Annotated in this window: 9 protein-coding genes and 2 tRNA genes; 1 reads left to right on the top strand and 10 read right to left on the bottom strand. The window is 69.8% G+C overall.

The window, feature by feature from the left end; translation table 11 throughout:
* Window position 1: 1 nt before the first annotated feature.
* The 5 genes from AC0IZJ_RS00605 to AC0IZJ_RS00585 form a co-directional block, all read right to left on the bottom strand.
* Window positions 2–412 (bottom strand): thiosulfate oxidation carrier protein SoxY, encoded by a 411-nt coding sequence (locus AC0IZJ_RS00605; RefSeq protein ID WP_471845574.1) that lies wholly within the window; start codon window positions 410–412, stop codon window positions 2–4.
* A complete protein-coding gene (soxX, locus tag AC0IZJ_RS00600) occupies window positions 409–774 on the bottom strand; it encodes a sulfur oxidation c-type cytochrome SoxX (protein WP_471845572.1) in 366 nt (121 codons plus the stop codon). The genes AC0IZJ_RS00605 and soxX overlap by 4 nt, the downstream gene beginning before the upstream one ends.
* Complete coding sequence (locus AC0IZJ_RS00595) at window positions 774–2939, bottom strand: xanthine dehydrogenase family protein molybdopterin-binding subunit (RefSeq protein WP_471845570.1); 2166 nt, start codon at window positions 2937–2939, stop codon at window positions 774–776. Before AC0IZJ_RS00595 ends, soxX begins: the two co-directional genes overlap by 1 nt.
* Window positions 2936–3430 carry a (2Fe-2S)-binding protein gene (locus AC0IZJ_RS00590; RefSeq protein ID WP_471845568.1) on the bottom strand — a complete coding sequence of 165 codons (495 nt, stop codon included), beginning with the start codon at window positions 3428–3430 and terminating at the stop codon, window positions 2936–2938. Before AC0IZJ_RS00590 ends, AC0IZJ_RS00595 begins: the two co-directional genes overlap by 4 nt.
* A gap of 69 nt (window positions 3431–3499) precedes the next feature.
* A complete protein-coding gene (locus AC0IZJ_RS00585) occupies window positions 3500–3802 on the bottom strand; it encodes a hypothetical protein (RefSeq protein WP_471845566.1) in 303 nt (100 codons plus the stop codon).
* Window positions 3803–4170: 368 nt separating this feature from the next.
* On the opposite strand from AC0IZJ_RS00585, the gene AC0IZJ_RS00580 reads away from it, so the two are divergent.
* Window positions 4171–4791 carry an N-acyl amino acid synthase FeeM domain-containing protein gene (locus AC0IZJ_RS00580; RefSeq protein ID WP_471845564.1) on the top strand — a complete coding sequence of 207 codons (621 nt, stop codon included), beginning with the start codon at window positions 4171–4173 and terminating at the stop codon, window positions 4789–4791.
* Window positions 4792–4833: 42 nt separating this feature from the next.
* On the opposite strand, the gene AC0IZJ_RS00575 is transcribed toward AC0IZJ_RS00580, so the two are convergent.
* The 5 genes from AC0IZJ_RS00575 to AC0IZJ_RS00555 form a co-directional block, all read right to left on the bottom strand.
* Window positions 4834–4910, bottom strand: a tRNA-Arg gene (locus AC0IZJ_RS00575).
* A gap of 10 nt (window positions 4911–4920) precedes the next feature.
* Complete coding sequence (locus tag AC0IZJ_RS00570) at window positions 4921–6903, bottom strand: OPT family oligopeptide transporter (RefSeq protein ID WP_471845562.1); 1983 nt, start codon at window positions 6901–6903, stop codon at window positions 4921–4923.
* A 175-nt stretch (window positions 6904–7078) separates the two neighbouring features.
* Window positions 7079–7155: transfer RNA gene (locus AC0IZJ_RS00565), tRNA-Pro, on the bottom strand.
* A 15-nt stretch (window positions 7156–7170) separates the two neighbouring features.
* The gene (locus AC0IZJ_RS00560) at window positions 7171–10356 is read right to left on the bottom strand and encodes a UvrD-helicase domain-containing protein (RefSeq protein ID WP_471845560.1); all 3186 of its coding nucleotides are present in this window, start codon (window positions 10354–10356) and stop codon (window positions 7171–7173) included.
* Entirely contained in the window at window positions 10353–12911 is a 2559-nt protein-coding gene (locus tag AC0IZJ_RS00555) for a PD-(D/E)XK nuclease family protein (protein WP_471845558.1), read from the bottom strand. The genes AC0IZJ_RS00560 and AC0IZJ_RS00555 overlap by 4 nt, the downstream gene beginning before the upstream one ends.
* Between the last annotated feature and the right edge of the window lie 88 nt (window positions 12912–12999).

Genomic DNA, 12999 nt, shown 5'->3' with positions numbered 1-12999 from the left:
CCTAGGGCTCCACGCAGGCGGCCAGCGTGACGATGAGGTCCACGCCTGCCTGCCAGCAGCGCCCGTCGGCCGCCTTGGCGACGGCAACGATGCGCTGGCTGCGCGCCAGGCGCATGCGGGTACTGAACCCCGGCCTCGCAATTGCCGTACCAAAGGTGACGTGCACGACCTCAGGCTCGGGGTTGAGCTGCGTGAACAGGGCCAGACCCGCAACCGGCTCGCTGGCCGCAACGCGCACCGGCACCGCGTTCCCGTTCTCCACCAGCTCGGCGATCTCGATCTTCAGCGCGCCAACGTCCGGCTCGCGGCCGGCCCAGGCGACGATGGCGGCGCGCATGGCCTCGTCACTTGCCTGCGCCTCAGGAAGCAACGCCAACGCAGACGCGCCGATGAAGAACTCGCGCCGCTTCATTTCGCGAGCGTACCGAGGTAGGCCACGATGTCGTCGAGCTGCGCCTCGGTCAGCGCGGCCTTGCCTTGCCATGCCGGCGCCACGTCGCGCAGACCCTCGGTGGAACGGAAAGGCGGCATGACGGTGGCCGGGTTGAAGCGGCGCATGTCGGCAATGCGGTCGCGCAGGCCCTTGGCGTCCAGGCGCGCCGCCACCGCATCCAGCGGCGGCGCGAGATTGCCGTGGTTGGCATCGCCGGCAGCGGTCAGCGAATGGCAGAGCAGGCACAGGCTCTGCGTTCGGTCGGCCAACAGGGCGCGGCCGCGTTCGACGTCGCCGGCATGCGCGCTGGCCATCAGGGTGAGGGCCAGCAGCGCACGCATCAGGCCAGACTGTGTTTGCTCAGCGGCAGGTCGCGCACGCGCTTGCCCGTCGCCGCAAAGATGGCGTTCAGCACGGCCGGCGCCGCGACGGCAATCGTCGGCTCGCCGACACCACCCCAGAAGCCGCCCGAGGGCATGCAGATCGTCTCGACGGCAGGCATGTGCTCTATCTTCATCACCGGGTAGGTGTTGAAATTCTGCTGTTCGACGCGGCCGTCCTTGATCGTGATCTCGCCGAACAGCGCCGCCGACAGGCCGTAGACAAAGCTGCCCTCCACCTGGGCCGCAATCTGCTGCGGGTTGACGGCGTGGCCGGGGTCGGTGGCGGCGACGATGCGGTGGATCTTGAGCTCGCCCTTCTTGTTGACCGACACCTCCGCGCAGGCCGCCACATAGCTGCCGAATCCCATGATCTGCGCGAGGCCAAGCGCCCTGCCCTTGGCGCGCGGCTTGCCCCAGCCCGCCTTCGCGGCGACCGCGTTCAGCACGGCCAGATGCTTGGGTGAGCCGGCCAGCAGTTCGCGACGCAGCTCCAGCGGGTCACGCTTGGCGGCATGGGCCACTTCGTCGACGAAGCATTCCAGGTAGACGGCATTCTGGTTCAGGTTCACGCCGCGCCAGAAGCCCGGCGGCACGGTCGGATTGCGCATCGCGTGGTCGATGAGCAGATGGGGCACGGCATAGCCCAGCGCGCCTTCCGCGCCGCCGGCGTTCAGGCCCTGGAACACGGCCGGGTCCTTCCCGTCGCGGATGTTCTGCGGAAAGATGCCCGCGACGATGCTCTGGCCCGAAATGCGCATGTGCAACGCCGTCAGCTTGCCCGCCGCATCCAGCCCCGCCGTCAGCTTGCACTGCGTGACCGGGTGATAGCGGCCGTGCGTCATGTCTTCCTCGCGGCTCCAGATCAGCTTGACCGGCGTGCCGGGCAGCTCCTTGGCGATGGCCACGGCCTGACGCACCCAGTCGTGCACGGCACCGCGCCGGCCGAAGCCGCCGCCCAGATGCAGCTTGTAGACCTCGCAGGCCGAAGGCGGCAGACCGGAGGACTCGGCGGCAGCGGCCAGCGCGGCCTCGCCGTTCTGCGTCGGCGTCCAGACCTCGCAGCGTTCGGGCGTCCACTTTGCAGTGGCGTTCATCACCTCCATCGTCGCGTGGTTCTGGTGCGGGTAGCTGTAGACGGCCTCGACCTTGCGCGCTGCGGCGGCCAGTGCGGCCTTGGCATCGCCCTGGCTGCTGCCCACGGCGGCGGTGTCGGCGTCCAGCCCGGCTTTCAGCGTGGCGGCCGTATCGGCGCTGTTCTGCGTCACGTTGGCGCCCTCGTCCCAGACGATGGGCAGCGCATCCAGCGCGGTCTTGGCGCGCCACCAGGTGTCGGCCACCACGGCCACGGCCGAGTCGCCCACCTTGACGACCTTCTTCACGCCCTGCCGCTTCTCGATCTCGCTCGCGTCAAAGCTCTTGAGCTTGCCGCCAAAGACCGGGCAGTCCTTGATGGCCGCGTTCAGCATGCCGGGCAGCTGCAGGTCCATGCCGTAGACAAGGGAGCCGTCGAGCTTGGGTCGGGTGTCCAACCGCTTCATCGGCCGGCCGGCCAGCGTCCAGTCCTTGGCCGGCTTGAGCTGGATGTCGGCGGGCGCCGCGAGCTTGGCGGCCTCGGCGGCGAGCGAGCCGTAGCTCAGCTTCTTGCCTGCGTGCAGCACCCAGCCAGACGCGGTCGTGCACTCGACGACGGAGACGCTCCACTGGTTGGCCGCCGCCTGGATCAGCAGCGCCCGCGCCAGCGCGCCGCCCTTGCGCACGTACTCATGCGACTCGCGCACACCGCGGCTGCCGCCCGTGCTCATGCTGCCCCAGGCACGGTTGCGCGCGAGGTTCTGGCCGGGCGTGGGGTACTCGGTCTTCACCTTGGCCCAGTCGCACCCCAGCTCCTCGGCCACCAGCTGAGCCAGGCCGGTCAGCGTGCCCTGCCCCATCTCCGAGCGGGCGATGCGGATGACCGTGGTCTCGTCCGGCAGGATCTGCACCCAGGCATTCAGCTCGGGCGTGGCGGCGCCGTCGGATGTGGAAGATTGGGCAAGACCTGGCACATGGAAGGCCACCATCAGCCCGCCTGCAGTGGCAGTCGTCGTGCTCAGGAAGTCGCGTCGATTCAGAACGGCGCTCATGCCTGCCCTCCTTCGATGACGATCGGAATCTGCTTGCGCTGCACCTGGCCGGCCGCAAGGTGAATGGCGGCACGCACGCGGTTGTAGGTGCCGCAGCGGCAGATGTTGGTCATGGCCGCATCAATGTCGGCATCCGTCGGCTTGGGCTTGGCCTTCAGCAGCGCGGCGGCAGCCATCAGCATGCCGCTCTGGCAGAAGCCGCACTGCGGCACGTCAAGCGCGTCCCAGGCCTTCTGCAACGGGTGCGAGGCGTTGGTCGCCAGTCCCTCGATGGTGGTGATCTTCTGCTTGGCCGTCAGGGCCGAGGCCGGCATCACACAGCTGCGCACCGGTGCGCCGTCGATATGGACGGTACAGGCGCCGCACTGGGCCACACCGCAGCCATATTTGGTGCCGGTGAGTCCGAGCTGCTCCCGTAGCACCCAGAGCAGCGGCGTGTCGGCCTCCGCCTCGAACTGCATCTGCTTGCCGTTGACTGTCAACTCCGCCATGCCTGCTCCCGATACGCCACGGTGGCGCGGCCGGCAGACTAGCAGGGTCGACGCCGCTCTGTCACGCCGTCAGTCATCGGCCGAGCGCAGCGCTCGCCCGCAACCCACCTCGTTCGGAAAAAAGAAACCCCGGCCCATCGGGCCGGGGTTGAAACCGTCTTCCGCTGTCACGGTAGACGCCTGCTCAGGGAGGAACAGCAGGGGGCCGAAGCCCAGGGGCAATGTAGCCGGGCACGCAGCCCGCAGTTTGTAGGACGACAGGCCGACGTGCTGGCTGCCCGGCTGATGGGAGTGCAACGCCGTCACGCGATGCAGCGTGGTGCGCAGTTGCAGCAGCGAAGCGGAATCGAGCGCGGCGAGCTGGGTTTGCATGTCGGCGGGAGCAGCAGGCAAAAAGAACCCCGGCGCGGAGGCCGGGGGCAATGCCCGCGCATGCTGGCGGCGGGCGCCTGCCCAGGGAGGGATAAGGCAGGCAACGTCAGCCTAAGCGCCTGCCAACGGCCGCTTTGTAGGACAACGCCTCGTCGCCACGCTGCACGCGGCGACTGGCCCGTGAGAAATCGCATGTACCTTGTCCATGCGGTGTATCGGTCTGTGAGATGACCGGAATCGCGGCTCTTGCGTCCCTAGACTGCGACCGCTCGGCGCGTTGGGCGCCAAGGATGCAGTGAATGGTCCCTACCCTTTTTGAAGCAAGCCGCAGTCCGGTGCGAAACAACTTTTCCACCGCCCCTTTGGCGATGGACAGCGGTTTCGGCGCGCTCGACGGTGACGCCCTCGACCTCGTCGAGCGCCGCTACGGCGACCGCGGCCTGGCCGTGAATCGTGAGCGCTACAGCAGCCGCTGCCAGGATGGCGACGTTGTCTGCACGGCACGCGAGGGCGACAGCATCGTCGGCACGCTGTCCGTGCGCTTTGACGGCGCCGGCGGGCTGCATGCCGACCTGCTGTTCGGCGCCGAGCTGGACGAGTGGCGTGCCGCCGGCGTCCGGCTCTGCGAATTCGGCGGTCTGGCCACCGACAAGCATTCCCGCGACCCCAGGAGCGTGCTGGCCCACATCTTCCACATGGGCTATCTGCACGCCCACCGCCGCGCAGGCTGTGATCGCCTCGTCATCGAAGTCAACCCGCGGCACATCGGCTTCTACCGTCGCTGTCTGGGCCTGGTGCCCTGCACGGCGGCCCGCCACAACCCGCGCGTCAATGCGCCGGCCGTGCTGATGAGCATCGCCTTCGCCGATGTGCGCGAGCAGATCTCGCTCTGGGGCGGCCACCCCGACTCGGTGGCTTCGGCGCGCAGCCTCTATCCGCTGTTCTGGGACGAGGCCACCGAAGCCACGATGCTGGCCCGGCTGCCGTAGTCATCTCGCCAGCTCGCGCGCCTCGCTGAAGTGCGCCGGAGATGGCCCGACCGACAGGAATCGAACCTGTAACCGCCCGCTTAGAAGGCGGGTGCTCTATCCGGTTGAGCTACGGTCGGCGGGTGCGGATTAGATCAGCACATTGATGATGGCGTTGCCGATGCCCATCAGCGCGGCACCGGAGATGAGGCCGGCGCAGATCGGCTCCATGCCTTCCACCCAGATGCGGTGGCCGTTGGTGCCGACGGCCTTCTTGTGCTTGCGGGCCATGATGAAAAAGACGAGCGCGCCGATGAACATGGCGAGCACGGACTCCGGTGGCAGCACGACGCCGAGGCCGGTGGCGACGGCCGAGATCGGGAAGCGACCCTTGGTCTTGATGCGCGCAATCTCCATCGCGACGGCCGCAACGGCGGCAAAGGCCATCGAGATCAGCGCCGACGTCGGCAGGCCCTTCAGACCCTTGGCGATGATGTCAGCCACGCCCTTCCACTGCAGGGCCGCCGGCATCGCGAACTGGTCGGACACCAGCGTGGCGACGCTGCGCACGCCGTTCGCATCAGGCGTCAGGAAGAGCAGGAAGAACAGCGGCACGCAGAACAGCACACCGGCCAGGTTGCCGATGACATGGCCGATGGCCTGATGGCGCGGCTTGCCGCCGAGCATGTAGCCCGGCTTGATATCGGAGAGCAGGTTGGCCGCGTTGGACGCGATCTCGCTCGTCATGCCGGCCGGCAGCAGGTTGGAACCGGGGTTGCTGCGGTCGATGGCACCCATCGTGAACTGCGTGATCTTGGACAGCGAGCCCGTCGGCGTCCAAGAGGTCAACGCCATCGAGTTGGTGCAGATGATGGTCAGCACGAAGATCAGCGGCAGCGACACCAGTGCCAGCCAGAACGGCACGCCGAAGAAGACGTGGGTGACATAGCTGCCCAGCACGCTGAACACCGGCACACCGATGTAGCTGATCCACAGCGGCACCTCGATGTCCTTGAGCAGGTCGTTGCCTTCGCCCGCGGCCGCTGGGGCCTTGCGCTTGAAGGCGCTCTTGAAGATCTCGGGCTTGGCCAGCAGGCCCACCAACGCGCCGACGACCATCATCGTCACGCCCCACCACAGCGACCATTGGTTGACGATCTCGGCACGGTTCAGCGGAATCAACACGCCGTTGGCGCCGATGCGCGGTGCGATGTCGCCAGCCTGAATCATCAGCGGCGCCAGCACGACGAAGTTGATGAAGGCGCCGAGGAAGCAGCTCGTCGCCACGGCGATGCCCATCAGGCCGCCCACGCCCAGCATGGCCGCATCCAGCGTCAGGCGCAGGCCGAGCTGGCGGATGTCGGTGCCCATGATCGTGGGGATCAACGCGGTCGTCTTCCCGGCCCAGGCGTAGTAGTACTGGTCCAGGCGTTCATGCAGATACCAGGGCTCCTTCATGCCGGCCCACTTGTCCAGCATCAGGATCTTGAACTGCACCAGTTTCATCCAGCCGTCGCTGACGATGGCCTGGTAGAGCGCGGTGAAGCCACCCACGACGCCGAGCAGCTTGGCCTTGAAGACACCCTCGTCGCCGGCGCCGTGATAGAGCGAGTCCAGCACCACGCCGCAGGCACGGCCTTCCGGGAAGGGGGCCTGGTCTTCATTGATGAAGCGGCGCTTCAATGGGAAGGCCAGCAGCACGCCGATCAGCGCGACGACGAAGATCCAGATCATCAGCTGCCACCAGGCCGGGATGACGCCGGTGACCAGCATGTAGGCCGCCAGGCTGGAGAACAGCGGCGTGATGACGTAGCCGGCCGCCGTCGCGATGGACTGCGTGCAGTTGTTTTCGAGGATGGTGTAGTCCTGCGCAAAGCCGCTGGCATGCAGCGCGCGGAACAGCGCAAAGGCAAGGATCACCGAGGTCAGGCCCACGCCGATCGCGATGCCCGTCTTGGCGCCGATGTACAGGCCCGTGGCCGACAGGATGCCGCCGAGCAGGAAGCCGGTGAAGCCGGAGCGCAGCGTCAGCTGGGCCATGTCGCCGCGGAAGATGTTCTTGAACCACCATTCGTCCTTTTGGGCGCGTGTCCAGGTGGCGATCTGCTCGTCGGTCAGGTGTTGGAGTGCCATGGGTCTCTCGGGCGCGGCTTGTGGCCATGCCAGGGTTGCATCGAAGTGCTGAGGATTGTCCCGGCCGACCGCTCGGTCGGACTTTGGGGGATGCCCTCGGGTGGACGCCCCAGATGCGGGGCCTCAAAAAAGAAAACCCGCCGAGGCGGAGCCAAGGCGGGTTGTCAAAAAGGTTTGGTCGGGGCGGCGGGATTCGAACTCGCGACCCTCTGCTCCCAAAGCAGATGCGCTACCAGGCTGCGCTACGCCCCGATCAAGCCGATCATTCTAGCCCACAGGAATGAAGCGGCCGGTGCCGCTGATCAAAGCAGCCCGAACGGGCTCGCCGGGCTGCAGATTCTGGATGGCCGAGACGTAGCTTTGCATCTGCTCGATGTAGCCAGGCTCGCGCTCTGGCGTGGCGCCGAGCTTGTAGTCCAGCACCCACCAGCAGCCGTCGTCCATTTGCACGAGGCGGTCGATGCGGCGGTCTTCACCGGCGGCGTTGATGGCGACCTCGTTGCCGGCCCAGCGCAGCCGCGCGGGGTCGAAGAACGGCCGGCAGTCGGGGCTTTGCAGGATGGCGTCCGCCGCGGCGGCCAGGCGCTGGCGAGCGGGCGCATCGAGCGCAAACGCCTGCCCCGACGCAGCCACCAGCACGGCCAGTGGCTGGGTCTGCCCGGCGGCGCTGGCCCACTCCAGCACGCGGTGCAGAGCCTCGCCGAGATTGGCCTGGGTGGCGTCGTCGGCAGCACCGTCCCTGGCCGGCACAGGCGGTGCAGTCCAGACTGGCAGCGGCAGATGCGCCGGCAGCGGCAACGCCAGCGGCGTCTCTTCGCCCCGCTCTCCCAGCTGGAGCGGCCGGCCCAGCGGAGACAGGCGCGACCACCAGCTCGCCTCACTCGCGCCGCGCCGTGGCGGCGTGCGGCTGACGATCAGCCGGCGCCGTGCGCGCGTCATCGCCACGTAGAGCGCGTTCAACTCCTCGCGCTCGCGCAGCGCCTTTTCGTCGGCAACCAGCTCGGCCAAGGCGGGTGGCGGGCGGCGCTCCGAGACGAGGAAGGCCAGCCGTGCCGGTGCGGGCGCGTCGACCGGCCAGTCGCAGGCCAGCGACAGCGTCTCGGCGCGCGGCGGTGCAGCGTCGGCGTCCAGCAGGATGACCACCTCGGCCTCCAGGCCCTTGGCGCCGTGCACGGTCAGGAGTTGCACCGCGTCGTCGGCCGGCGCGGGCGCGAGCTTGGGGGACCGCGCCTTCAGCGCGCGGACGAAGCCGTACAGCTCAGCAAACCGCCCGCCATCCAGCTCCAGCGCGGCCTGCAGCAGCGCGTTGACGGTACGCAGCCTGTTTGCCGCCTCGGACGGCGGCGCGGCAGCGAGCAGGCGTGGCAGCAAGTCGCCCTCGCTGACGATGCGGTCCAGCAGTTCGTGCGGCGTGCAGCGCGACGCGGCCGTGCGCCAGGCCAGCAACAGGCTGCGGGCTCGGGCGAGTGCTGGGCTGGGGTCAGCCAGATCCGCCAAGGCGTCCCACCAATTGCGCCGTTCGCGACGCGCGGTGCCCAGCCACGAAGCCGTGCCTGCGGCGTCGGCCAGCTGCAGCAGGTCCGCCTCGTCGACCCCGAACAGCGGGCTGCGCAGCGCCCTTGCCAGCGACAGCGCATGGCCGGGCGAGGCCAGCGCGTCCAGCAACGCGATGAGGTCTTGTGCGTCGGGCAGGTCGGCCAGCCGGTTGTCCTCGGGCGCGACATGCGGGATGCCGGCGGCGAGCAGCGCCTCGGCCATCTGGCGCAGCGGTGCTCGCTTGCGGGCCAGCACGAAGAGGTCGCGCGGCCGCAGGCCTTCGTCCAGCAGCGCACGAATGGCGCGGGCGACGCGCTCGCACTCCGGCGCGCGACGGGCAATTTCAGCCTCGACGCGCGGCTCGGTCAGGCTGGGGCGCCAGCGGTCGGGGTCGCCCTCTGCCGCAGCGTCAGGCGCCAGCGCACCGTCCAGCGTGAACAGGCCCGCCGCCTCGTCAGCACCCTGCTCCGTCGTGTGCGGTCTGAAGCCTGGCATCTGCCCCGCGAAGGCGGCGTTGACGGCGGCCAGCACCTCCGGCGCGTTGCGGCGCGTATGGTCGCAGGCCAGCGTCACGCCGGCCAGGCCGTCGCGCACGAACTCGCCAGCTGCGGCAAAGACACGCGGCTCCGCTCGACGGAAGCGGTAGATGCTCTGCTTGGGGTCGCCGACGATGAAGACGGAAATCTGCCCGCCGCCCGCGCCGGCATAGGCACCCAGCCACCCGTGCAGCGCCTGCCACTGCAGCGGGCTGGTGTCCTGGAACTCGTCGATGAGCAGGTGGCGCACGCGCGCATCCAGCTTCTGCTGCACCCAGCCGGCCAGTTCGGGTTTGGACAGCAGCGCCAGCGCGCCGCGCTCCAGGTCATTCATGTCGACCAGGCCGCGCTCGCGCTTGAGCGACTCGAACTCTTCGACCAGCACTTCCGACAGCTGGGCCATGCGGGCGTGCTCGATGGACGCCTCGTGCTGGGCGATGGCGGCAGCGATGGCCTCCAACGCGGCACAGGCATCCAGTTGCGCAGGCGAGTCGCCCAGGCCCTTCTTGGCCGTGCCGGTCTTCGTGAACAGCGCGGACCACAGCGCCGGGAAGGCGGCTTCGTCGGCCAGCGCCAGCGCCTGTTCGAGGCCGGTCGCCGCATCGCGGGCCTTGACGCCCTTGGCGCAGCCCAGTTGCACGGCAAGCGCCGCCAGGCTCGGCCGCCACGATGCCAGCTCAGCCAGCGGCGCCGCCACGTCGGGCAAGCTGCCCGCCAGGACGCCAGCGCGCACGGCCAGGCGCAGCTCGACACGCTTGCTGAACGCGGCGAGCAGCCACTCGCGCAGGTTGTGCCGACCGCGCGTTTCGGTCAGCGCCTGGAAGGCAGCGACCAGCCCGGCGTCCGCCAGCACGCGGGCATGGAAGCGCCGCCATAGCGCCGGCATCAGCTCGGCTTCGTCCTCGATGAGCTGGAGCTCGGCGGACAGGCCTTCGGCCTGCAGCACTGCCAGAGGCGCGGCGCGCAGCAGCTGCGAGAACCAGCCGTGGAAGGTGCGGATCTCCACCGCTCGGCCGCCACGCAACAACTCGTCCTGCAAGGTAGCCAGGCGTGGTGCCGCGGCGCAGGCCTCGGCCCCGCTCATGCCGCGGGCGACGAGTTCATCCACGCGCCGCTGCTCGCTGGCGCCGGCGAACTCGGCCAGCCACTCCAGCAGCCGCTCGCGCATCTCGCCAGCCGCCTTGCGCGTGAAGGTGATGGCGACGATCTCCTGCGGCTGCGCGCCCGCCAGCAGCGCCCGCAGGATGCGCGACACCAGCATCCAGGTCTTGCCCGCACCGGCGCAGGCCTCGACGACGGCGCTGCGTGCAGGGTCGCAGGCAAAGGCATAGAAGCGCTCGCGCGGGATCAGGGCCCCGTCCGCGTAGTAGGCGTAGCTCATGCGGCGCTCCAGTCATCGCGTCGGCACAGGCCACGCGCTTCGCAGTGCTCGCAGGCGCTGCCCTCGCCGAGCGCCACCAGCGGCTCGCCCGCCAGCATCAGCAGCAGGTCGGATTGCAGGCCCTCGCGCAGCACCTCCGCCGTGGCGGCCACGTCGGGGTGATCCACGGTGACCACGCCGCCCGGGTCGTCCAGCGCCAGATAGGCCGCTGCCAGATCGGGCGCCGCGTCCATCAGCAGCGCGTACACGGCCATCTGCGTGTCCTCGAAGGGCTCGGCCACCTTGCTCTTCAGGCTGGCGACGCTGCCGGTTTTGTAGTCCAGCAGCACGCGCTGACCCTCGGCCGTGGTGTCGATGCGGTCGATGCGGCCACGCAGCACCAGTTCCGCCAGAGCGCCGTTGAAGGGCGTGCATTGGCGCTCCAGTTCACCGTCGGCAAAGGTCAGGCCGTTGAGTTCGGCACCGGCCAGCCACTGCACGTAGCGCGGCAGCAGGCGCTCGAAGCTGGCATGCCAGGGCAGGAAGTCGGCCTCGTCCAACCCAAGGCTTTCGGCCTCGGCGGCGGCACGCAACTGGGTCGTCACGTCGCCCGGCTGGCGCTCGGTGTGGAAGCGGTGCAGCACCGCATGCAGCCAGGTGCCGTAGTCGCGCTTCTCGACCTCGGCTTCCAGTTCGTCGGCCTCGTTCAGGCCGAGCAGATGGCGGCTGAAGAACTGGTACGGGCAGCGACGCAGCGACTCGACGGCACTGGCGCTCAACGCGGCCGGCAGCAGCGACGCGGCGACGCTGGCGCGCACGACCGGCTGCGGCACGATGGCCTGCGGCTGGCGCTCGTCCACCCACGGCAGCAGTGGCGACTCACGGCCGGCGCGGCGGGCTGCAGCGGCGAGGCGCTCGATGAGCGGGCTGGGCGGCAGCGGCTCGGCACCGGCGCGCGTGCAGCGCAGCAGCGTCAGAACGGGCGCCCTCACCGCCTGCGCAAAGGCCTGCGCCTCGGCCTCGCGCTGCTGGGCTTGCGTGGGCAGGCCCAAAGCGGCGGCGTCCACATCGCTCAGCAGGCTGAGGGACTGGCCGCCGCGGCCCAGCGTGTCGGCATCGGCGCCGGGCAGCACCAACGCGCCGAACGGCCGCAGCATGGCTCGCACCAGCGGCGTGATGACCACCGGGGCATGGCCGGGGTCGCTCGGTGCGAACTGGCCAGCTTCGAGCACGTCGCCCACCCACGCCAGGAAACCCGCGCCATCCAGCCGCGCGTCGCTCAGCACCGCCTCGTGCGCGCTGCCTGGCCAGGGGTTGCGCGACAGCCACAGCGCGTTCAACACGCCCTCGCTGCCTTCCAGCCCTGCCAGCGGCTCGGGGCCCAGCGCCCGCTTCAGCTCGAACAGCCACTGCACGAGCGGCCGCCGCCCGCTGCTGGTCAGCGGTGCGAGCGCTTGGCGGCGTGACCGCCACAGCGCCTGCGCAGGCAGCTTGTCCATCGCATCCAGGGACTCGGCGCGGCGGATGCGGCGGCGCCGGCACAAGGCTTCGAGCGCGTCCAGTGCTGCGGACGGTTCGGTGCTGAGCTTGAGCCAAGCCAGCCAGTCATCCACCGCGCCGCCGCCCAGCGCCGCGCGCAGCAGCGCCATCAGCGTGGAGGCGGCCGGCGTGGTCGCCAGCGTCCAGCCGGTCTCGTCGTGCAACGGCACGCCCTGGCGACCCAGCAGCGCGCGCACGCGCCGCACGACGACACGGTCCTGCGCGATCAGCGCGACCGGCGCGCGGCCAGCGGCCAGGTGCTGCAGCACGGCGACGGCGCTGGCCTGCGCCAGGGTCTCGAAGTCGGCGCATAAAGCCTCTTCCACGCGGGCGGGCGGCTCGGAGAGGGCGTCCAGGTCGACGTCGGCGTTGAGCAGCAGGGTCGGCACGTCGCCTCGCGCCAGCAATGCCCGGGCCAGCGGGTCGGGGCCGCCGGCCTGAAGCGCAATCCAGGCGCTGGGACGGTGGCGGAACAGCGCGTCCGTGGCCGGCGCGCGGTCGTCGGCGGCTGCCCACTCCAGCGCCACCCAGGTCAGCGCGCGCTCGGTCCCGCCGATGGGGTCTTCGCCGAGATGGCGGCGGGCGGCGTCGAACCAGGCAGCCCGGTCGACGGGGTCGCGCTGGCCGGCGGCGCGAGCGAAGGCGTGCGCCGTCTCGACGAGCCGCGCCAGCGCCAGCCGGTAGGCGCGCGGGTCCTCGCGCTTGAGCGTCTGGGCCCAGGTCTGCTGAGCCAGGAGCGTGTCGGCCGCCAGCGCGTCCACCGGCGCGTCACCGCTGATCTGCTGGGGCGCAGCCAACGGCGTCGGGCCGAGGGCCGAGGCCAGGCTGCGCGTCGTCGCCAGCACCGGCAGCCAGCCGCCCCGGGCGAGAAACGCACGGCGCGCAGGTGCCAGTTGCTGGGCGAACGGCAGCAGCAGCACGGCGTCACGCAGCGGCGCGGCCTGGTCGGCCAGCCAGTCGGCGCTGACGGCCGCCACGCGGCGCCAGAAACCGTCGATGTCTTCCCCAGGCGCCAGGCCCAGATTCGTGACTTGCAAAGAGCCCTCCCGCCCTGACGTGCACCACTGTTTCGGTCACCCCTGTGACCGTCCGGGCAAAAGTGGCTATGTCACAATCATTTTTGCC

This window comes from Roseateles sp. AC306 (genome assembly GCF_979253795.1).
The sequence above is the reverse complement of the archived record's forward strand: the minus strand, read 5'-3'. Positions and strand labels throughout refer to the sequence as shown.